This is a genomic window from Ilumatobacter nonamiensis YM16-303, from assembly GCF_000350145.1.
In the GTDB taxonomy this organism is placed as follows: Bacteria; Actinomycetota; Acidimicrobiia; order Acidimicrobiales; family Ilumatobacteraceae; genus Ilumatobacter_A; species Ilumatobacter_A nonamiensis.
Window position 1 is genome coordinate 1 of sequence record NZ_BAOL01000059.1, and the last position, 21,341, is coordinate 21,341.

The following is a 21,341-nucleotide window of genomic DNA, read 5'->3' on the forward strand; positions in this document are numbered from 1 at the left end:
CGCTCCGTGCGCGAACTGTTCACGAGAACGACGGGTGGCGGGTGATCTTCGGGTCAGATGGGGGCGGGGGCGTCGCCGTTGCTGACGCCGACCAGGTGGGAGTGGTCGTTGTAGCGGACCATCCGCCAACCACCGTCGGGATTGACCACCCACTCGCTGATCGACGAGTTCATCGGGCTGGCGAGCGGAATCGTGGCGAGATCCGTGAGACCGTTCAGTTCCGCCCCCGGCCACCGACCGATCGCGGTCGCCATGATCACCCCGCCGTGGCAGACGACCCACGTGGTCCGTCCCGCCCCTTCGGTCGCCACGCGATCCAACGCGTCGCGCACCCGTGCGGAGAACTCCGGGCCCGATTCGCCGCCGGGTGACAATGGGTTCGTCCAGTCGGTCCACGGCGGCTTTCCGTACCGTTCGGTGTACTGCTCGATGGTCAACCCTTCGGCTTCGCCCGACGTTCGCTCCATCAGATCCGCGAACTGCTCGACCTCGACGCCAGTGGGTTCCGCCGCGACCTCGGCGGTGTGGACGGCACGACGCATCGTCGACACCACGACCCGGTCGGGACGCAGGTCGGGATCGGAGAGCAGTCGCTTCTGGAGCGCCTCGGCCTGCGCGATACCGTGTTCGGTCAGGCCGCCACACGTCTCCTGACCGGACAACCACCCGCCGGCGTTCGACGCAGACTCGCCGTGTCGAATCAGCACGAGGCGGGTCGGTTTCGGGTTCGCATCCGTCATGGGGCGAGCTTCGCACACACCGCGCCGACGACCCCATCCCGACCCACATCTCTGTGGCGGGAATCCGCCAGACCGTGGCAGTGCAGTCCTCGTAGCCTGCACACCATGTCGATCGACGAGCGTCCGGACACGCAGCGCCTCGTACACGGCGCATGCCACCACGACTGTCCCGACTCGTGCGGCTGGACGGTCACCGTCGACGGCTCCGGCCCCCGGCCGACCGCCGTCAAGCTGCGTGGCAATCCCGACCACCCGTTCTCCCAGGGCGAGCTGTGCCCCAAGGTCAACAGGTTCCTCGACCGGGTGCACAGCGCCGACCGGATCCTGCATCCGCTGCGCCGCACCGGCCCGAAGGGATCGAACGAGTACGAGCAGATCTCGTGGGACGACGCGCTCGACGAGATCGCAACGCGACTGCACGACGTGATCGACACCCACGGCGGCGAAGCGCTCCTCCCCTACTCGGACGCCGGGAACCAGAGCCTGCTGTCGATGTTCGGCTCGGGCTCGCGCTTCTTCCATCACCTCGGGGCCACCCGTCTCATCCGCGCGATCTGCGGGGTGACCGTGGGGGCGGGCCTGTCGGTCACCAACGGCTCGGGCGCGAGCCTCGAAGCGACCGAGATGGTCCACTCCCGGCTGATCGTGCTGTGGGGGACCAACACCCGCCTCACGAACCGCCATCTCTGGCCGACGATCGAGGAGGCCCGCTCGAACGGCGCCCGCATCGTCGTGATCGACCCGATCCGCACACTCACGGCCGAAGCGGTCGACGCGGCCCGCGGCGACCGTTTCGTCCAACCGCTGCCGGGCACGGACATCGCGATGATGCTGGCGATGATGCACGTCATCATCCGCGAGGGACTGGCCGACGACGAGTGGATCGCCCAGCACACCGTCGGCTTCGACGAGTTGCGCGTCGCGGTCGCCGACTGGACACCGGCTCGCGCCGCCGAGGTGTGCGGTGTCGACGCGGACGTGATCGAGTCGCTGGCGCGCGACATCGCGACGACCCGTCCCACGGCGATCCGCACGCTGATCGGTGCCGAGCACCACGAGAACGGCGCGATGTTCTTCCGCACACTCGCCTGCCTTCCGGCGTTGACCGGAGCGTGGCGCGACCGAGGCGGCGGGCTGTCGAGGAGCGTCGGCCACTGGACCGAGAGCCAGATCGATCTCGCCGCACTCACGCGACCCGATCTGATGCCGACCGACGACGGCCATCTCCCGCGCAGCGTCAACATGAGTCGGCTCGGCGAGGTCCTCACCGACCTCGAGCCCCCGATCCACGCCATGGTCGTGTGGAACTGCAATCCGCTCGTCACGACGCCCAACGCCGAACTGATCCGGCGTGGTCTGGAACGCGATGACCTGTTCACCGTCGTCCACGAGCAGTTCCTCACCGATACGGCGCGGTACGCCGACATCGTGCTGCCGGCGACGACGCAGATCGAGGCCGACGACGTGGTGTTCCCGTGGGGACACCTCTGGGTCAGCTACAACGAGGCGGCGATCGAACCGATGGGTGAGGCGTGTTCCAACACCGAGTTGTTCCGCCGCCTTTCGACCGCGATGGATCTCGACGAACCGTCGCTGTTCGACGACGACGAAGTGCTGATGCGCGCCGCACTCCCGACGATCGACCTCGCCGAACTCCGCCGCGAGCGTTGGCTGCGTGCGCCGTACCCCGAGGACGGCCGTCCGTACGGAGACCCGGCCGGTGCAACGCCGTTCTCCACGGCGTCGGGGAGGGTCGAGTTCGCCTCGGCGGGTCTGGAGTCGATCGGCCAACCCCGTGTCCCCACGTTCGTGGCGCCGAGCGAGGGCGTCGGTGCGGCCGGCGACATCCGGCAGCGGTTGCCGTTCCAGCTCCTCACGCCCAAGCACCACACGCGATTCCTCAACTCGGGGTACGCGCAGCTTCCGAAGCACGGTCCCGCCGAGGGTGGGCCCTTCGTCGAGGTCTGCCCGGCGGACGCCGCCGACATCGGTGTCGCAGACGGTGATCTCGCGTGCGTGGCGAACGATCGTGCAACTGTCGAGGTCGTCGTCCGCGTGTCGGAACGGTTGCGTCCCGGAGTCGTGGCGATCCCCTTCGGCTGGTGGGGCGACGACCACCGTGACGGACACGTCGCGAATTCGATCACCAACGACACCCTCACCGAGTGGGGTGGCGGCGTCGCGTTCTCCGACACCCTGGTAGCCATCACACCCGCTCCGGTGTCGACCGGGGTCTGACCCCCGTTGATCCGTCGTTAGCGTCACCTCGTGACCACGACGTCGGAACTCGAGACGGGCCCGCAGGGTCGGATCGATCGGCAAGCCCTCGCGGACGTGGTTCCGCTCGCGATCCCGGCGATTCCGTTCGGGTTCGTGGTGGGTCTCGCGGCGACCGAGTCGGCGATGCCGCAGTGGATCGCCTGGTTGACCGCACCGCTGGTGTTCGCCGGCGCTGCGCAGCTCGCGATGATCACGCTCGCCGGCACCGCCACTCTCTGGGCCGTCATCACCGCGGTGCTGGTCATCAACACCCGCCACCTGATGTACAGCGCTGCGCTCGCCCCGACCTTCCGGTCCCAGCCGCGGTGGATGCGCTGGTTCGGTCCGTTCTTCATGGTCGATCAGGTCTTCGCGCTCGCATCGCTCCAGACGCACCGGTCCCCCGCCGAGTTCCGCCGCTACTTCCTGACGACCGCGCTCGCGTTCTACGCCGTGTGGAACGCAGTGGTCCCCCTCGGCATGCTCGTCGGCCCGATCGTTCCCGACTCGTGGAGGCTCGACTACGCGCCGCCGATCATGTTCGCGGGGCTCACCCTCTTCGCGATCAAGCGGGTCCCCGCAGCGGTCGCGGCCATCGTCGGTGGCTTCGTCTCGCTCGCCACGGTCGACCTGCAGGACCGACTCGGCATCGTGGTCGGTGCGCTCGCCGGTGTCGGTGCGGGAGCGGTGGCGGAGTGGATCATCGACCGCCGGTCGGCACCGCCCGCGGATCCAGCCGCAGATCCTTCGTCCGACGAGGCGGTGACGTGAGCACCTCCGCCGCCCTCGCCGCGCTCTTCTGTGGTGCCATCGGCACCTACTTCGCACGCAGCAGCTTGATCCTGCTGCTCGCTGGTCGTTCGCTCCCCGCGTCGGTCGAACGGGCGCTGCAGAACGTCGGTCCCGCAGTCCTCGCCGCGCTCACGATCAACCTCGCCGTCGGAAGTTCGGGCCTCGGCGGCGTGGAGTTCGCCGAGGTCGCTGCGCTGGTCGTCGCCGGCGGGGTGGCGGCGTGGTGGAAGAACCTGACGTGGACGTTCGTGGCGGGCATGGCCACGCTCTGGATCTGCAGCGCCATCACCTGACGGCTCCCCGAGGCCACCTGGGCACACCGGTATCCTCGGCCCCATGGCCGCCGAACTGATCTACGCGTTTCGGGTCATGAGGCTTCCATTGCTCGATGCCGGGGGTTCCGCGATCGGGCGGATCGAGGACCTCGTGGCGGTCCCCGGACGGCCAGCCCGCCACGGGAAACCCGCGAGTCCACCTCGACTGGTGGGCTTCGTCGCCAGCAGCCAGCATCGCCGGATCTTCGTGAACGCGAACCGGGTCGGCGACCTCACCGGCGACGGCGTCCGACTCAAGAGTTGGGACGTCGATCTCAACCCGTTCAAGCCGCGGCCCGGCGAGGTGTTGATCGGTGATGAACTGATCGATCGTCGGATCGGCGACGAAACCGTCAGCGACATCGGCATGGTGGAGGCCGGCGACGGGCGCTCGAACTGGTGGGAGATCGAGAAGGTCCGCCTGGCGACCAAGGGAAGCCTCGGTCGTCGATCGAGCTACCGCCTCGCCGATGTCCGCGAGGTGCCTGGCCTCTTCGACAGCCCGACCGCCATGGAAGCCGAAGCGGCGCGACTGCGCGACTTCCACCCGACCGACGTGGCCGCGGTCATCCGCGCGCTCCCCGACCAGCAGCGTCGACAGCTCGCCGACGCCCTCGACGATCATCGCCTCGCCGACGTGTTGGAGGAGCTGACCGAGGAGGAACAGGTCCGGATCGTCGAAGGACTCGACCGCGAACGGCTCGAAGGCATCTTCGACGAGATGGAGTACGACGACGTCGCCGACCTGTTGGGCCAGATGACGGCCGTTCAGCAGGAACTGATGCTCGACGCGATGGACGACGAGGACGAAGAAGTCGTGCGTCGCCTGCTGTCGTACGAGGAAGGAACCGCTGGTGGTCTGATGACACCGGAGGTGATTCTGCTCGGCGCAACGGCGACGGTCGCCGAGGCGCTGGCCCAGGTCCGGGACCCCGATTGGGTCGTCAGCATCGCGACCCAGATCTTCGTGTGCCAGCCACCGTTCAAGACGCCGACCGGCAAGTTCCTGGGTGTCGTCCACATGCAGCGCCTGTTGCGCGAGCCGCCGGCGATGGAACTGCGCCAACTGATCGACGACGTCCCGGTCGTGTCACCCGGGATCAGCGATCGCGACGTGGCCGTCGAACTCGCGAGCTACGACCTGCTCGCGATCCCGGTGTGCGACGACGCCGGACGACTGCTCGGCGCGGTCACGGTCGACGACGTGATCGACCGCATGCTCGGAACCGACTGGCGAAAGCGACAGCGCCGTTCGCCCGACGCTGCTCCCAAGGCCAGCCCGGTGCCGCGATGAAACGGCAGCAGGACCTCACGTCACCGCGTTCGTCGATGCGTCTCGGCGTGTCGGTCGACACCGACGCATTCGGGTCGTTCGCCGAGTCGATCGCCAGCTTCATCGGAACCGCTCGGTTCCTCGTGTACCAGACCGCCTTCATCTCGATCTGGATCATCCACAACACACTGGCTCCCGACTCGCTGATCTTCGACCCGTGGTCGCGCGGGTTCACGCTCCTCACGCTGGTGCTGTCGATCCAGGCGGCCTACGCCGCACCGCTGATCCTGCTCGCTCAGAGTCGCCAGGAGCGCCGCGACCGCGTCGTTGCCGACATCGACCGCGAGGTCGCGGAACGAACGCAGTCCGATACCGAGTTCCTCGCCCGCGAGATCGCGAGCGTGCGCGTCTCGCTCTCGGACATGGTGACCGGGGAGAGTTTCGACGAGCGGATCGAGCGACTCACCGACGTGGTGGAGTCGCTCGGTCGTCAGTTCGAGTCGTTCACCGCGGCCGAAGCCGGGTCGAGCGCGGCCACCACCGACGACACCAACTCCACGGTGGCCGACGCGAACTGATCGGGCAGGTCGAGCGCACCGAGGTGGTCCATCGGAACCTCGATGACGTGGGCGTTCAACGCTCTCGCGAGTTCGCGCTGCTTGCGTGGTCGAACCAGCCGGTCCTCGGTCGACAACAACATCGCCGCCGGCACGCCGAGCGATGAGGCCCATTCACGCGCGTCGTATCGACTCAACGCCTTGCCTGCCTGCACCATGACGCGCGGTTCGTTGCGCATCATCTCGGCGGTCATCCACTCGCGATACGCCGCGTACGGGGAGCCGTCCGCGATGAGATTGTCGACCGCGCGCCGCAACAACCGCGGCTGGGTCCACGAGCGCAGCGCCACGCCCAGGAAGGGGAGCAGGCGCCAGGTGAGCCGTTCACGCAGCGTCGCACTCCATTCGAGTGCGGTGGCCTGCACGACGATTCCGCCCACCAGTTGCGGGTGGCGGCGAGTCAGATGGAGCGCGATCGGTCCGCCCATCGAGTAGCCGACCGCGATCACCGACTTCACACCGAGGTGGCGGGTGACGGCCGCAGCGTCGTCAGCGACATCGGCCAAGTCGAACTCGGCGGTCGACCGGAAGCCACGACCGTGACCACGGTGATCGATCGCGATGAACGAATAGTGCTCATCGAGTGCGCGATACGCGGCGATGAACTGGAGGTCGGCCGATGCCGTCCAGCCGTGCAGCAGCAGCACGGTCGGCGCGGCGGAGTCCGGGTGCACGTGGCGACGGACGAAGAATTCACCGCGCCCGGGGACGTGCACGACTTCCCCGGCAGGCAGCCACGGTGGAGGTGCGTCGGTTCGAGCGGTCGATGGATCAGGCACTGGGAACTCCTGTGAACTCCTGGAGTCGTACGCCGAACCGTTGGATCGTGCGCAGCAGACTCACGTTGTCGAGTCGGTCGTCGCCGGGCAGGGTCAATCCGACCGGCACCGTCCCGGCCAGGATCGCTTCGAGGAAACCCATGACGGTGGCCGCCGTCGACGTACCGACCATCTCGGCGATCCCGGCGATCAGCGTCACCCGAGAGCCCGTCTCGTCCGCACCGCGGACCTCGACGCGCAGCGCGCCGACACCACCCTCGCCGTGAGGTGGCGTCAACATCGGCAGGCGCGACGTCAGCCGGTCGCGACGGTTCGCGGACATCCGTGCGGTGATGCGGGAGGCCTCGGGAAATGTCCGGTGCAGCACGGTCGGCGCCGGGACTTCTGCGCGGTAGCAGTCGTACGCGCCGACGGGCTCGGGGAACCATGCGAGTTCGCGCCCGGTTCCGGCCCGGAACGTGACGAAGGTCCCCTCGTGGTAGGCGTGCGCCTTCCCCGCCAGGGCCCGGTGGTGTTGACGCGCGCAGGCTGGTCCGGCGGTTCCGTGGATCGCCACGTGGATCTCGTCGACGGTCTCGATCTGCGACGCGAGGTGCCGCGCGATCGAGCCGAGCAGGCCCGGCGACATTCCCGCTCCCGCGATGAGGGGAACGCCACCGCGAAGGGCCCGATCGGATTCGCCCATGATCGCGGCGACATCGCGGACCTCGTCGCCGATCGAGATCACACCGATCCCGCGATCGAGCAGGGCCACGGTGTCACGGTGGTGCGGTCCCGGCTGCGCCAGAACGGCCACGCGGACATCCTCGAGGAACGGGGTCGATGCGATGTCATCCCGACGGGAGTCGACCTGGACCACGGTGCGCGCCTGCTGCGCCGTGATGTGTTTGACCAGCCGGCGTCCGACGACACCGTTTCCGAACACCGCCACCCGTGACGTGCTCACTCGGGGAGCTCCAGCGGCTGCCACCCGCCGTGTTGGGGCGGCGTGGGATCCCCACCGTTCAGGCGGATCGCTGCGGCGGCGAGAATCGTCGCGGTCATCGCGGCCAGAACTCTGCGGAGAAGTTTCACGAGACGAACTGCACGAGGGTGAACATCACCTGCGGCGTGTCGAGGAGTTCTCGACAGGGTCGGGTGGTGGGGCTACCTGGAATCGAACCAGGGACCTCATCGTTATCAGCGATGCGCTCTAACCGACTGAGCTATAGCCCCGACAGGTCCGAGACGCTATCGGGTCGGCCGTTCGTTCGCACCGGTGTCATCGACCACGGCTTCGCGGTACATGGCCCCGGAACCGTCCCGGATGACGGCCGGCACTTCCGGCTCGGACCGACGGACGACGAAACGCCGCATCGGCGACGTCCGTGTCTCGACGACTTCCTCTTCCAACACGGTGAATCGCATCCCGCCGACGAGGTCGGTGATGAGGTTGAACAGGGTGGCACCGAGCACCGCGAGCCCGGTGAGACCGATCACCACGAACAGGCCGGCGATCCAGCCGGCGTGGTACAGCTCGCCGCCGTTGAACTCGAAGGTGTTCCATCCGAACGACTCGAAGAAGCGCTCGATGTTGTCGACCGTGCCGGTCGCGTAGGCGACGTTCCACAACAGGACCGACGCCGTGAGCACGATCACGTACATCACGAAGTTGGCGATCAGCGCGATCTTGAAGACGCTCCACGGATCGACGCTGCGCACGACACGTGTGACCTTGCGGACACGCGCTTTGCGACCGAGTACGCGGGGCACCTTGGCCGGGATCGGCACGGGAGCCGGGTCGTAGTCGGCGGCCTGCTTCGGACGGCGCCGAGCTGCGGTGGTGTCGTCCTGTGGGGCGAACGCGACGACGGGACCGTCGATCTCGGCCCGGCGCAGTTCCTCGAGGATGCGATCGGACACCTCGTCGTCCGTGTCGGTCTCGACCTCGGGATCCGGGTCGCCGACCGGCTGGTCGCGCGCGACCGCCGGTTCATTGACCGGCGTCGGCGCATCGTCGACCGGTGCGCCCCGGGGAGCTGCGAGCTCGGCGGTCGGGCCATCGTCGTCGTGCGGGTCGTCGATGGTGTCGCCGTCGTCGGCGGTCTGCTCAGCGAGGTCCTGATCGACCGCGGTCCCGCTGACGGGTTCGGAGTCGATGTCCGCGGCGATCGTGGTGGGCTCCTCGGCGGTCTCGACCTGGTGATCGACCTCGGTGTCGGTGGCGTCGATCTCCTCGGTCAGCGTCGCGTGCGGCTCGTCGCCGACCTCTTCGGTCAGCGTGGCGTCCGACTCGACCTCGGCCTCGTCCTCGATGATGGCTGCGTCGGCCGCCTCGACAGCGTCAGCCGACGTGGTCTCGGTGGCTTCGTCGACGGCGCCCGATTCGGGATCGGCGATCCCGAACTCCTGGTCGGCGTCATCGAGCGCGTCAGCGAATGCCGCGTCGAAGGAGTCGTCGTCGAAGAGTTCGTCGAGCGCGTCGGCGGACTCCGATGAGGTGAGGGCACGCTCGGTCTTGCTCACCCGACGCAGTGTACGCGTTCGGGCACCGTGCGCGGGGTCACACGCTCAGACGGCTCATGAGACCGCGCCCTGGAGTGATCACGGAGCATCCGAAGCACGCGCCGTCGCACGTACATCTCCGATTCGTACGACCACCAGCACCTCGTCACCGTGCTGCGACCAGGAGACCACTTCGGCACCGTGGCGGGCGGCGAGATCGGCCGCCGAACCAGCGCCCCCGTCGAGCGACGCGAGGGCCGCCGCGTCGGCGGCGGTCTGCGCTCGCGTCCGATCGATCGACGTGCGTCCCATCGTGGCGATCGCCAGCACGAACACGACGAGCAGCACCGCGACGACCGACACGACGAGAACCGCCGCCTGCCCCCGGTCCGAACTCGAGGGAGCGGCAGGGTCCGATGGCCGCGTGATGTTCTCCATTTTTGGACTCCTTCGACAGCGCGTGGGCACGAGACGCTTCAGGCGTCGAGGGGATCACATGGATCGATGAGTGGGTGTCGGCCGGGGTCGGACCCGGCCGACACGTCAGGCGTCGTCGTCGGTGGCGAGGATCGGGGCGACGGATCCGACGACGTCGCCGTCGTCCATGTTCATGATCCGGACACCGGTCGCGTCACGGCCCTGCGACGAGATCTCACGAACACCCATTCGGATGGTGATGCCGTTGTTCGACACCGCAACGATTTCATCGTCGAGTCCGACCATGAACGCGGCGACGACCTCGCCCTTCTTGCCGGTGAGCTTCATGCCCTTCACGCCCTGGCCACCGCGGCCCTGGACGTTGAACCGGTCGAGCTGGGTCCGTTTGCCGTAGCCGGCTTCGGTGACGGTGAGGATCGCCGTGTCGTCACGCGCCACGTCGACCGAGACAACGGCATCGTCGCCGTTCTTGAGCTTCATGCCGCGCACGCCGGCTGCGGTGCGGCCCATCGACCGGACGTCGTTCTCGTTGAACCGGATGGTCATACCGCGCTTGGAGACCATGAAGATGTCGTCGTCGCCACCGGTCTCGATGACCTTGACGAGTTCGTCACCATCCTTCAGGTTGATCGCGATCAAGCCATCACGGCGGCTCTTGTCGTACTCGGTGAACGTGGTCTTCTTCACCGTGCCGAGCCGGGTCGCGAAGAACAGGTAGCGGTCGCCGGCGAACTCGCGGGTGTCGATGATCGCCTGGATCGTCTCGTCGGGCTGCAACGGGAGCAGGTTGATCATCGGCATGCCCTTGGCGGTCCGCTCACGCTCGGGGATGTCGAGCGCACGCAGGCGATAGACCTTGCCCTTGTTGGAGAAGAACAGCAGGTGCGCGTGCGCCGTGGTGAACAGCACGTGGCGCACGATGTCGTCGGTCTTCAACTTGCCGCCCGCGACCCCGCGACCGCCTCGACCCTGCGTCTTGAACGATCCGGCCGGCACGGCCTTCACGTACTGCGCCTGGGTCATGACGATGACCAGTTCCTTGTCGTCGACCAGATCCTCGATCGACATCTCGCCGTCGTCGTAGGTGATCTCGCACTTGCGAGGCGTGGCGAACTCTTCGCGGATCGCCGTGATCTCGTCCTTGATGACGCTGTTCAGGCGCTCCGGTCGAGCAAGGATGTCCTGCAGGTCCTCGATGCTCGCTCGGATGTCCTCGAGCTCGGTTTCGAGATCGATGCGCGACAGACGGGTCAGCTGACGCAGCTGCATGTCGAGGATGTCGTTCGCCTGGACCTCGGAGAACTCGAACGGCTCGGCCATGAGACCCTCGCGGGCGGTGGCGACGTCGTCGCTGGCACGGATCAAGGCGATGATCTCGTCGATCACGTTGAGCGCCTTGATGCGTCCTTCGAGGATGTGCTCGCGGCGCTCGGCCTTCGCGAGACGGAACTCGGTGCGGCGGGTGATGACCTCGACCTGGTGGCGGATGTAGGCCACCAGCGCGTCGCGCAGGTTGATCTGGCGCGGCACACCGTCGACGAGGGCGACCATGTTGATCGAGAACGACGACTGCAGCTGCGTCATCTTGAACAGCTTGTTCAGGATGACGTTGGCGTTGGCGTCCCGCTTCAGCGAGATGATCAGGTTGGTCTTGCCGCCGGAGGAGTCGTCGTTGACGTCGGAGATGCCCTCGAGGTCTCCGGCCGTGACGAGCTCGTCGATGCGAGCTGCGATCGACGAACAGCTCGTCTGGTACGGCAGTTCGGTGACGACGATCTCGAAGCGACCGTTCTTGGTCTCCTCGATGCTCGCCTTGGCGCGGGTCTTCACGGAGCCCCGACCGGTCTGGTAGGCGTCGATGATCCCGGAGCGGCCGAGGATGTACGCGCCAGTCGGGAAGTCCGGACCCTTCACGAACTCCATCAGCGCCTCGACGGGCGCCTCGGGGTTGTCGATCAGGTGGACGACGGCGTCGATGACCTCACCGAGGTTGTGCGGCGGGATGTTGGTCGCCATGCCGACCGCGATGCCCTGACTGCCGTTGACCAGCAGGTTCGGGAATCGTGCGGGGAGAACGAGCGGTTCCTCGGTGGTCCCGTCGTAGTTCGGGATCATGTCGACGGTGTCTTCGTCGATGTCGGCGAGCAACTGCATCGCCAACGGATCCAGACGACACTCGGTGTAGCGCGAAGCCGCCGGTCCGAAGTCGGGGCTGCCGTAGTTGCCGTGGAAATCGATCAGCGGGTGACGCAGCGAGAACGGCTGGGCCATGCGAACCAACGCGGCGTAGATCGCCGAGTCGCCGTGCGGATGGAAGCGCGCCATCGTGTCACCCGAGACGCGTGCGCACTTGACGTGGGCACGATCGGGCCGGAAGCCCTGCTCTTCCATGTCCCAGATGATCCGGCGGTGGACCGGCTTGAGGCCGTCACGCACATCGGGCAACGCGCGCGACATGATCACCGACATCGCGTACTCGAGGAAACTGCTCTCCATCTCGTCGGAGAGCGGAATCGGTTGGATCGGATCGTCAGGAGTGCCGTCGTCGCCGGATGCGGGGGGCGTATCGGTGGTGTCAGTCATTCGTTCGTGCTTTCAACTCAGAAGTCGAGGTTCTGGACGTCACGGGCGTTGGTGGTGATGAACTCGCGGCGCGTGGCCACGTCATCTCCCATCAGCGTGGACATGATCTCGTCGGCGCGGGCGGCCTCGTCGACGTTGACCTGGAGCAGCGTGCGGGTGGCCGGGTCCATGGTGGTGGCCCGCAGCTCCTCCCAATCCATCTCGCCGAGACCCTTCAAACGGGCGAAGTTCTTCTTGTGGTTCGGTCGCTCGGCCAGGAAGGCGGCCTTCGCGACATCGTCCTTGAGGTACACCTTCTCCTTGCCGACCTCGGTGGAGTAGAGCGGCGGCTGGGCGATGTAGCAGTAGCCGGCCTCGACCATCTCGCGCATCTGGCGGAAGAAGAACGTGAGCAGCAGCGTGCGGATGTGGCTGCCGTCGACGTCGGCGTCAGCGAGGCAGATCACCTTGTGGTAGCGGGCCTTCTCGACCTCGAACTCGTCGCCCACACCCGCGCCGATGGCGGTGATCAACGCCTGGATCTCGTTGTTCTTCAGCATCTTGTCGACGCGTGCGCGCTCGACGTTGAGGATCTTGCCGCGGATCGGCAGGATCGCCTGGCTGTACGGGCTCCGGGCATCGACCGCGGTGCCGCCGGCCGAGTCGCCCTCGACGATGAACAGCTCGGACTCGTCGGCGTTCTTCGACTGGCAGTCCTTCAACTTGTCGGGCATCCCGGCCCCGGACAGCGCGGTCTTGCGGCGGATCGCGTTGCGCGCGTTCTTGGCGGCGGCACGCGCCTGCGCGGCGGCGACACCCTTCTTGACCAGCTTGTTCGCCTCGGTCGGGTTCTCCTGGAGCCACTCGGCGAGGCGCTCGTTGGTCGCCTTCTGCACGAACGAACGCATCGGCACGTTGCCGAGCTTGGCCTTGGTCTGGCCCTCGAACTGCGGCTCGCGCAGCTTCACCGACACGATCGCGGTGAGACCTTCGCGCACGTCGTCGCCGGTGAGGTTCGGATCCTTCTCCTTGAGCAGGTTCTTCTCGCGCGCGTACTTGTTGATCGTGTTGGTGAGCGCCGAGCGGAAGCCCTCGACGTGCATGCCGCCTTCGATCGTGGAGATGCCGTTCGCGTAGCCGTGGATGCCCTCGTGGTAGCCGGTGTTCCACTGCATCGCGACGTCGAGCATCTGGCCGTCGTCGTCCTCGTCCTCGAACTGACAGACCTTGCTGAACAGCGGGTCCTTCGTGGCGTTGAGGTGCTTGACGAAGTCGATCAGACCGCCCTTGTACTGGTAGGTGACTTCCTGCTCGCGCTCGGGACGCTCGTCGCGGAACTCGATGATCAGCCCCTTGTTCAGGAACGCCATCGTCTGGAGCCGCTCGAGCACGGTGCGGGCCACGAACTCGACGCCTTCGGCCTGGAAGATCGTGGGATCGGGCCAGAACGTGATCGTGGTGCCCGAGGTGCGCCCGCGCTTCGGCGTCTCGCCGACGGACTTCATCTTGCCCTGCGGCGCCCCGCCATCGGCGTAGGTCTGCTCGTAGCGCGTGCCGTTGCGGTCGACCTGGATGAGGAGCTTCTGCGACAACGCGTTGACGACGGAGACGCCGACGCCGTGGAGACCACCCGAGACCTTGTAGCCGTCACCGCCGAACTTGCCGCCGGCGTGGAGCACGGTGAGCACGACCTCGGCCGCGGACTTGCCCTTGTGTTCGCCGGACTTGAACGGGTCGATCGGGATGCCGCGCCCGTTGTCGATGACCGCACAGCCGCCGTCGGCGGTGAGGGTGACGACGATCTTATCGCAGTGACCCGCCATCGCCTCGTCGACCGAGTTGTCGACGACTTCCCAGATCAGGTGGTGCAGCCCGGCGAGACCCGTGGATCCGATGTACATGCCGGGGCGTTTGCGAACCGGATCGAGTCCCTCGAGCACGGTGATCGCCGCGGCGTCGTAGTTCGCCGTGGTCTTGGCGGCGTCGCCGTTGGGCTTGCGGCGCGGGGCCGCCGGCGTGGACTCGTCTGCGGTCGGGCGGGGAGTGGGCAGGGTGATGTCGTCATCGCTCACCGTTGCCGTTGTGGTGTCTGTGGACACTCGTACCTACTTGCGTCGGCGCCTCGCGTCGAGGCGGCAGGGATGGTTCAGAACACGGTGCCTGGCGGCACGATCGACGGTGATGGGACCTGCGACTGGAACGGTCAAGCCAGGGCGAAAACCCACGTCGTCATTGGCTTCCAGCCTACCAGCGGGGTACCTCGGAACGGGGGACACCCGGCCGTGTTCGTGATCATGTGATCGGCGGCCCATCATTTCGTGGCGAGCCCTGCCGAAGGTGCCGGTCAGGTGACCTGGATGGCCTCGAGCAGCTCGGTCTTCGTCGAGCGATTCGCCGGAATGAGTGCCGCGAGATACCCGAGCAGGACGCCCAGCACCAGGATCACCGCGAGGGTCACCCAGGCGAAGTTGATGTCGATCCCGGCGTCGGACAGGCGGTTGATGCCGTACACGAGCGCGAAGCCCGTCACCACGCCCATCACGACGCCGGTCACGGTGCCGAGCGTCGAGATGAGGATCGACTCGATCCGCACCATCCGCCGGACCCGGCGGTCGAGCATGCCCACCACCCGCAGCAACCCGAGTTCACGGCGGCGTTCGATGATCGACAACGACATCGTGTTGACGATGCCGATCAACGCGACGACCACACTCATCAACAGCAGCCCGTTGATCGCGTTGATCAGGAAGTCGAAGATGCCTCCGATGAGTTCGGCCAGTTCGCTCCCTCGTTGGAGCGCGAGATCAGGTCGCAGGTCGGTGACCTCCTCGATCCGTTCCTCGACATCGGTCTGTTCGCCGTCGACGGCGTCGATGAACGCCTCGTTCGGGTCACCCTCGCCGAAGATGCCGGCGAACGTCTCGGTCGAGACCAGCCCGCCCAGCAACGTCGCGTCCAGCGAACCGTCCATGACACCGACGACCTCGAGGTCGAAGGTGCTGCCGTCGTTCTGTGCGTAGGTGACCGTCGATCCGACACTCGGTGTGGCCTCCTCACCTTGGTCGATCACGATCACGGTGTCCGATCCGAGCGCATCCAGAGATCCCTGCTTGATGTCGAGGTTCGCGACCTCCTGGATCTGCGTGAAGTCTCCCGTCGACAACGCCGCCGGCGCCGAGACGGTGCCGTCGCTCTGGTCTCCGGCCCCATCGTCGATCGCCACCGTCTCGCTGCGGAACGTGACGACCCGTTCCACCCCGTCGACACCGTTCAGCTCGGTGACGAGCTCGTCGTCGATCGTGCCACCCGCGCTGACGAGGAAGAAGTCGGCCGACGCGAGTTCGTCGATCTCGTTGACCGCGTAGTCCTTGAGGCTCGCCCCCGCGACGGAGACGAAGGTGACGAGGAAGACGCCGATGAGCAGCGCGTTCGCGGTCGTGGCGGTTCGTTGAGGGTTGCGACCGACGTTGTCGGCGGCGAGACGCCCCTCGAGACCCCTCCGGCCGGCGATCGGGCGGAACACCCGGCTTCCGGCGAGCGCGATGATCGGACCGGCGACGATCACGCCGATGAAGAAGACGAACGCCCCCACCCCGATTCCCGCAGGTGAGGCGCCGAAGAACAGGTTGTACGCGCCGAACCCGATGAGGATCGCCGTCCAGATGATGCGCTTGCGGGTGAGCGTCGCGGTCTCGACCGCGGAGACGCGCAACGCCTCGATCGGTTCGGTCTTGGCCGCCTTGCGGGCGGGGCGCATCACCGACAGGAACGTGATCAGCGTGCCGGCGATCATGCCTTGGACGACGACGCTCGGACTCACGCTGATTCCACTGCCCGGCAGGCCCACGTCGAATGCCGACAGCAGAGCCATGAGGCCGAACGCGAGCCCGAGGCCGGTCAGCACACCGAGCGCGGAGCCGATGACCCCGATCGCCAGGCCCTCGTACCGCAACGAGCGCTTGATCTGGCGAGGGGTCGCGCCGATCGCGGCGAGCACGGCGAGCTCGCGGAGGCGCTGCGCCACGATCACGGTGAACGTGTTGAGGATCACGAAGCCGCCGACGAGCAGCGCGATCCCGGCGAACACCTGCAGGCCGACCTTGAGGAACTTGCCGAATCCACTCGACTGCTCGACCTGGTCGTCGACGAACTCGGAGCCGGGCTGGACGACGAATCCACTCGGGACCAACGGTTCGACGGCCTCGACGATCGCCGATTCGTCGGTGTTTCCACGGATGAACAGATCCTCGAACTCGGCGCTTCCGCCGTTGAGCCAGTCGAAGGCGTCGGTCTCGAACAGCGAGACGGTCCCGCCCTGGTCCTCGGCATCGTTGTCGCCGAACGAGGTGATCCCGACGATCGTCACGTCGTGCTGGCCACTCAGCGCGAGCAGCGTGACCGAATCGCCGATCGCGAGGTCCTCGCCGTCCGCGGTACCGCGATCCACCGCGATCTGGCCGGCGTCCTGCGGAGGAGATCCTTCGTCGACGTCGATCGGGTTGAGGTCGTCGTCGACGATCCAGGCCCGTCCGGTGGCTCCGTCGGCGAATGCGGTGCCATCGTCTCCGAGGAACGCGACGCTGCCGGTGAGGTCGCCTCCCACGGCATCGACTTCCGGAAGTGCGGCGATCTGGTCCGCAACGTCGGCACTGATCCGCAGATCCGCCGCGAAGTCGGCGCCCGGTGCGTCCGGATCGTCGTCGACGGTGATCGCGGCATCGACCGCCTCGTACTGGGCGCGCGTCTGACCCTCGAGCGCGTCGATCACGCGGTCGGACAGAAATCCCGCGGCGGTGAAGAACGCGACGCCGGTGATGATCGCCACGAGCGTGGCGACATACCGGCCGACGTTCATCCTGACGCCACGAAGGGCGAGCTTGAACACGTCAGGCCTCGAACTGCTTCATCCGGTCGAGCACCCGATCGGTCGTCGGGTCGGGCATCGAATCGATGATCTGACCGTCCGCGAGGAACAACACGTTGTCGGCGTACGACGCTGCGTGCGGGTCGTGGGTGACCATGACGATCGTCTGCCCGGCCTCGTCGACCGCGCGGCGCATGAAACTCAGGATCTCGATCCCTGTCTGGCTGTCGAGCGCGCCGGTCGGCTCGTCGGCGAAGATGATGTCAGGGCGGGGCACGAGTGCCCGGGCGACGGCGACGCGCTGTTGCTGACCGCCCGACAACTGGCTCGGCAGGTTTCCGAGCCGGTCGGTGAGCCGGACCGTGCTGACGATCGTGTCGAACCACTGGCGATCCGGGTCCTCACCGGCGAGCGTCAACGGCAGCAGGATGTTCTCCTGTGCGGTGAGTGTCGGGATCAGGTTGTACTGCTGGAAGATGAACCCCAGCCGATCCCGGCGCAACAACGTGAGCTGGGTCTTGTTCAACCCCCCGAGTTCGGTGTCACCGATGTAGGCGAGACCCGACGACAACCGGTCGAGGCCCGCGACGCACTGCATCAGCGTGCTCTTCCCCGATCCCGACGGACCCATGATCGCCGTGAACCGGTTCGTCGGGAACTCGACGGTGACGCCCGCCAGCGCATGCACCGCGGCATCGCCCTCGCCATACGTCTTGACGGCATCGACAGCACGTGCTGCCGCGCTCGTGGCTGGTGCTGAGGCCAGGTCGGTCATCGGGGTCCTTCCGCGCAACGCCGACGCGGAGCCCCGGCTCGATCGGGCCCGACCGTAGCCGTTCCGACGCTTCGACTGTCACATCCCGTTCCCACGAGGGGCTCGGGCGATACGACGGGCTCAGGCGATGACGACGCTCATCGTCACCATCTTGTCGGTGAGCCGCTTGTTGTCGTCGTCCCACAACGGCCACAGGTAGTCGAGCAGTCCGTAGATCCCGCAGGTGACACCGCTGATCGCACTGGCCAGCAGGTACCTCACGAAGGCCATTCCGGCCCCGACGGGCTGGCCGGTCTCGTCCTTGACCAACTTGATGCCCTGCTTCTCCTTGCCGATCGTCTGCCCGGTCGAACCCTGACGGAAGCACCCGTTCCAGATCCAGTAGGCGATCACGGCCACGTAGGTGAGCGCGATGAGCACCACGAACAGCGCGTCGGCGATCGCTCCCCCGATCGTGGCGAGCAGCAGACCTGCCACGCCGATCCCGAGACCGATCGCCCAGTCGATGATGAACGCGATCGCTCGCGTTCCCCACTCAGCAGGTGTCCCGGCGCTTCCCGGAGCAGCACTGCCGCCCTGGTAACCGGGGACTCCTCCTGCAGGGACCCCGGGCGCCGAGTAGTCCGGTGCCGCGAAACCACCGGCCGGCTGCTGCCCGGCGGGGGTGTCGAACGAAGCCGGCGGTACCGATTGCTGGGGCTGTTGCGGGGCGACCGGCTGTGGGTCGCCGATCCACTGCGCGCCGTCCCAGTACCGGTGCGTCCCCTCGGGGTCGCCGGGTGCGTAGTACCAACCGGCCGGGGTGCCACCTGTGTTCGTCATCTCAACTCCTGCTCGACGTGCGGATCCGAGCGGTTCCGGATCACGTTCGACAACGTAGTGGTTCGGACCGTGCGGATCGACGACTTCAGCGTCGACGGTTCGACGCCACGCGCACTTCGAGATGGTCCACGGCGACTCCCGCTTCGGCGCGCAACCGATCGATGATCGTGTCGGCGAGGAACTTCACCTGGGTGGCCCACGTCGACGTGTCCGCCTCGACGAGCAACATCCCCTGGTCGAGTTTGACGGGCCGGACATGGGCCGCGATCTGATCGCCGACGGCGACGTCCCACTTTCCGAACACACCACCGACCTGGATCCGATCCGTCCCACGCAACGACTTCATCATCGCGTCCAGCGACTGTGCAATCGGAACGGGATCGGCCATACCCGCACGGTACCGACTCGCCATCAGTCACCGGGGACGATGGTGCCGGCGGCGATGCGAATGATCCGGTCTGCTCGTGCGGCGGGCGGAAGTTCGCTGGCCGTGGTGATCACCACCTGACCGTCGGGCAGATGCCCGAGCAGCGCACGGGCCCGACCGTCGTCGAGTTCCGACAGCACGTCGTCGAGGACGAGCACGGGTGCCGAACCGATCCGCTCGGTCGCCAGTCGATGTCCGGCCAGTCGGAGCGCGAGCGCAAGCGTCCGTTGCTCGCCCTGCGACGCGTGCGTGCGACCCGGCAGCCCGTTGATCGTCACGTCCAGCTCGTCGCGATGCGGCCCGACCGTCGAGACCCCGCGCCGCACATCGTCGCCGCGCGCCGCCGTCAACGCCGCCTTCAGCCCGGTCCGCCGCCACTCCGGCTCGTACCGCAACTCGATCGGTGACGCCACTCCGGCCAGATGCTCATATGCCTCTTGGACCATCGGCGCGATCCTCGAGACCAACGTGGCCCGCGCGTACCCGAACTGGTCGGCGATCTCGGAGAACTTGGCGTCCCACACGTCGAGGGTCACCTCGATGTCGGTCGGCAGCTCCCGGTGCCCGGCCTTCTGCGCCTGCTTGAGGAGTGTGTTGCGCTGCTTGACGATCCGGTCCATCTCGAGGCGGATCGCGTCGTACTTGGTCGCGAGCGTGACGAGCGTGTCGTCCATGAACCGGCGCCGCTCCCCCGGCCCGCCCTTCACGATGATCAGATCGTCCGGCGAGAACACGGTGACCCGCACCGTGCCCAGCAGATCCCGCACCCGTTGCAGCTTCTGACGGTTGACCTGGACCCGGTTCCGACCGACCGCACGGAGCTCGGCCTCGATCAACGACTCGCGTCCGTCGTCATGACGCACGGTCGCACGGATGATCCCCTGGTCGGTGCCGACGCGCACCAGAGCATCACCCGGCGCACCACGGAAACTCGTCAGCGTCGCCAGGTACGCCAACGCCTCGGCGAGGTTCGTCTTGCCCTGCCCGTTGTCGCCGAGCACGACGGTCGTCCCCTCGGTCAGATCGAACGACGCCTCGGAGTAGTTCCGGAAGTCGATGAGCTCGAGCCGCGAAACGATCAAGAACAGAACCCTAGGACTCGAATGTCACCCCCGTCGCGGTCCAGGCCCGGGTGACGAAGAGATGCTGCGTGTCAAGCCACGGGGGCAGGAACGGGTCCGTACTGGTTCGGAGCCCGAGTTGGCCACGATTCCTCCTGTTGTACCGAACGTGCTGAACCCAAAAAAAACACCTCGGATGCGCGAGGAACGCGGATGCTGGTCTCGGCGAGGGACTCGCCGCGAGCCGAACCGTTACGGCACCCGCACCGGCATGAGCAGGTACAGGTAGTCGTCCTGTCCGGCGCCGCGGAGAACGGCCGGCTTCATCGGGTCCATGGTCGCCAGCGTGACGTCGTCCGCGTCGATGGCGTCGATGCCGGCGGCCAGGTAGTCCGGGTTGAACGCCACGGTCATCTCGGCGCCGTCGTAGCTGGCGTCGATCTCCTCGGCCGCGTTGCCGACGTCCTGGGTGATCGCGGTCAACTGGATCGTGTCGCCGCCGAGCGTCAGTCGCACCGGGGTCGAGTCCTGGGCGAGGATCTTCACGCGCCGGATGGCTTCGGTCATCGCGGCCTTGCTGACCGTCAGCAGGTTCGGATAGCTCGACGGCAGCAGGTTGCGATAGTTCGGGAACTCGCCCTCGATCAACCGCGTGCTCAGTCGCGTCGATCCGGCTTCGAACGTGGCCTCGCGTTCGCCGAAACGAACGGTCAACTCCTCGACATCGCCCATGAGTCGGCCGAGTTCATTGAGCGCCCGTCCCGGGATCAGCACCTTCTGGCCGGATCCGAGCACGGAGGAATCGGGGAGATCACGTACCGCGAGGCGATAGGAGTCGGTCGCCACCATTCGCACTCCGTCGTCCTCGGACGCGAGCAGGACACCGGTCAGCACGGCACGCGCATCGTCGGTCGAGGCAGCGCGCACGACTTGGCGGAGTGCTTCGACCACGGTCTCGGCGGACAGGGTGACCGCTTCGCCCGATGGCGTGGTCTGGGCCGGGTAGTCGTCGAGCGCGAGCGGACGCACCGAGAATTGCGAGCGGCCCGCACTGATCGACATCTCGCCGCTGTCGGACGTCGAATCGAAGTCGATCTCGACCGCGCCCGCCGGCAGGGCCTTCACGATGTCACC

The 21,341-nt window shown here is 67.0% G+C and carries 18 protein-coding genes and 1 tRNA gene; 5 read left to right on the forward strand and 14 right to left on the reverse strand.

The genetic code is table 11. The annotated features are described in order from the left end of the window. Positions 1-53 precede the first annotated feature (53 nt). Positions 54-740 carry a histidine phosphatase family protein gene (locus tag ON45_RS07040; protein ID WP_051062646.1) on the reverse strand — a complete coding sequence of 229 codons (687 nt, stop codon included), beginning with the start codon at positions 738-740 and terminating at the stop codon, positions 54-56. Between the two features lie 105 nt (positions 741-845). On the opposite strand from ON45_RS07040, the gene ON45_RS07045 reads away from it, so the two are divergent. The 5 genes from ON45_RS07045 to ON45_RS07065 are packed head-to-tail and all read left to right on the forward strand — an operon-like array spanning position 846 to position 5,956. Continuing rightward, positions 846-2,978 (forward strand): molybdopterin-containing oxidoreductase family protein, encoded by a 2,133-nt coding sequence (locus ON45_RS07045; RefSeq protein WP_040492939.1) that lies wholly within the window; start codon positions 846-848, stop codon positions 2,976-2,978. Between the two features lie 30 nt (positions 2,979-3,008). Further along, positions 3,009-3,770 carry an AzlC family ABC transporter permease gene (locus ON45_RS07050; protein ID WP_051062647.1) on the forward strand — a complete coding sequence of 254 codons (762 nt, stop codon included), beginning with the start codon at positions 3,009-3,011 and terminating at the stop codon, positions 3,768-3,770. Then, positions 3,767-4,084 carry an AzlD domain-containing protein gene (locus ON45_RS23005; protein ID WP_040492940.1) on the forward strand — a complete coding sequence of 106 codons (318 nt, stop codon included), beginning with the start codon at positions 3,767-3,769 and terminating at the stop codon, positions 4,082-4,084. Before ON45_RS07050 ends, ON45_RS23005 begins: the two co-directional genes overlap by 4 nt. A gap of 43 nt (positions 4,085-4,127) precedes the next feature. Continuing rightward, entirely contained in the window at positions 4,128-5,399 is a 1,272-nt protein-coding gene (locus tag ON45_RS07060; protein ID WP_040492941.1) for a magnesium transporter MgtE N-terminal domain-containing protein, read from the forward strand. Then, on the forward strand, positions 5,396-5,956 hold the full coding sequence (locus ON45_RS07065) for a DUF1003 domain-containing protein (RefSeq protein WP_083914543.1): 561 nt from the start codon (positions 5,396-5,398) through the stop codon (positions 5,954-5,956). The genes ON45_RS07060 and ON45_RS07065 overlap by 4 nt, the downstream gene beginning before the upstream one ends. Here the strand turns inward: ON45_RS07065 and ON45_RS07070 are convergent. From ON45_RS07070 to dnaN, 13 genes are all read right to left on the reverse strand, one after another. Beyond that, positions 5,869-6,774 (reverse strand): alpha/beta fold hydrolase, encoded by a 906-nt coding sequence (locus tag ON45_RS07070; RefSeq protein WP_040492942.1) that lies wholly within the window; start codon positions 6,772-6,774, stop codon positions 5,869-5,871. The two genes, ON45_RS07065 and ON45_RS07070, sit on opposite strands and share 88 nt — an antisense overlap. Then, positions 6,767-7,720: a saccharopine dehydrogenase family protein gene (locus ON45_RS07075; RefSeq protein WP_040492943.1), complete on the reverse strand. Its 954-nt coding sequence runs from the start codon at positions 7,718-7,720 to the stop codon at positions 6,767-6,769. The genes ON45_RS07070 and ON45_RS07075 overlap by 8 nt, the downstream gene beginning before the upstream one ends. Positions 7,721-7,912: 192 nt before the next feature. Next, a tRNA-Ile gene (locus ON45_RS07080) sits at positions 7,913-7,989 on the reverse strand. A gap of 15 nt (positions 7,990-8,004) precedes the next feature. Beyond that, complete coding sequence (locus ON45_RS07085; protein ID WP_040492944.1) at positions 8,005-9,279, reverse strand: DUF3566 domain-containing protein; 1,275 nt, start codon at positions 9,277-9,279, stop codon at positions 8,005-8,007. 78 nt (positions 9,280-9,357) lie between these two features. Next, entirely contained in the window at positions 9,358-9,696 is a 339-nt protein-coding gene (locus ON45_RS07090) for a pilus assembly protein TadG-related protein (protein ID WP_040492945.1), read from the reverse strand. A gap of 105 nt (positions 9,697-9,801) precedes the next feature. Then, complete coding sequence (gene gyrA / locus ON45_RS07095; RefSeq protein ID WP_040492946.1) at positions 9,802-12,279, reverse strand: DNA gyrase subunit A; 2,478 nt, start codon at positions 12,277-12,279, stop codon at positions 9,802-9,804. 17 nt (positions 12,280-12,296) lie between these two features. Further along, positions 12,297-14,309, reverse strand: coding sequence for a DNA gyrase/topoisomerase IV subunit B (locus ON45_RS07100; RefSeq protein ID WP_051062651.1), 2,013 nt, complete (start codon positions 14,307-14,309; stop codon positions 12,297-12,299). A gap of 293 nt (positions 14,310-14,602) precedes the next feature. After that, positions 14,603-17,113, reverse strand: coding sequence for an ABC transporter permease (locus ON45_RS07105; RefSeq protein WP_148288564.1), 2,511 nt, complete (start codon positions 17,111-17,113; stop codon positions 14,603-14,605). Positions 17,114-17,144: 31 nt separating this feature from the next. Next, the gene (locus ON45_RS07110; protein WP_040492949.1) at positions 17,145-17,897 is read right to left on the reverse strand and encodes an ABC transporter ATP-binding protein; all 753 of its coding nucleotides are present in this window, start codon (positions 17,895-17,897) and stop codon (positions 17,145-17,147) included. Between the two features lie 120 nt (positions 17,898-18,017). After that, positions 18,018-18,719, reverse strand: coding sequence for an RDD family protein (locus tag ON45_RS07115; protein ID WP_051062648.1), 702 nt, complete (start codon positions 18,717-18,719; stop codon positions 18,018-18,020). Positions 18,720-18,804: 85 nt separating this feature from the next. Beyond that, positions 18,805-19,107: a DciA family protein gene (locus ON45_RS07120; protein WP_158412260.1), complete on the reverse strand. Its 303-nt coding sequence runs from the start codon at positions 19,105-19,107 to the stop codon at positions 18,805-18,807. Between the two features lie 23 nt (positions 19,108-19,130). Further along, positions 19,131-20,228, reverse strand: a complete 1,098-nt coding sequence (gene recF / locus ON45_RS07125; protein ID WP_040492950.1) for a DNA replication/repair protein RecF — start codon at positions 20,226-20,228, stop codon at positions 19,131-19,133. Between the two features lie 231 nt (positions 20,229-20,459). Further along, positions 20,460-21,341, reverse strand: an 882-nt coding sequence (dnaN, locus tag ON45_RS07130) for a DNA polymerase III subunit beta (RefSeq protein WP_040492951.1), incomplete at its 5' end; no start/stop codon positions are given.

Coding starts and splice junctions, on each gene's coding strand:
- ON45_RS07040 (WP_051062646.1), bottom strand. CDS start 740: ATGACGGATGCGAACCCGAAACCGACCCGCCTCGTGCTGATTCGACAC.
- ON45_RS07045 (WP_040492939.1), top strand. CDS start 846: ATGTCGATCGACGAGCGTCCGGACACGCAGCGCCTCGTACACGGCGCA.
- ON45_RS07060 (WP_040492941.1), top strand. CDS start 4,128: ATGGCCGCCGAACTGATCTACGCGTTTCGGGTCATGAGGCTTCCATTG.
- ON45_RS07065 (WP_083914543.1), top strand. CDS start 5,396: ATGAAACGGCAGCAGGACCTCACGTCACCGCGTTCGTCGATGCGTCTC.
- ON45_RS07090 (WP_040492945.1), bottom strand. CDS start 9,696: ATGGAGAACATCACGCGGCCATCGGACCCTGCCGCTCCCTCGAGTTCG.
- gyrA (WP_040492946.1), bottom strand. CDS start 12,279: ATGACTGACACCACCGATACGCCCCCCGCATCCGGCGACGACGGCACT.
- ON45_RS07105 (WP_148288564.1), bottom strand. CDS start 17,113: ATGAACGTCGGCCGGTATGTCGCCACGCTCGTGGCGATCATCACCGGC.
- ON45_RS07110 (WP_040492949.1), bottom strand. CDS start 17,897: ATGACCGACCTGGCCTCAGCACCAGCCACGAGCGCGGCAGCACGTGCT.
- ON45_RS07115 (WP_051062648.1), bottom strand. CDS start 18,719: ATGACGAACACAGGTGGCACCCCGGCCGGTTGGTACTACGCACCCGGC.
- ON45_RS07120 (WP_158412260.1), bottom strand. CDS start 19,107: ATGGCCGATCCCGTTCCGATTGCACAGTCGCTGGACGCGATGATGAAG.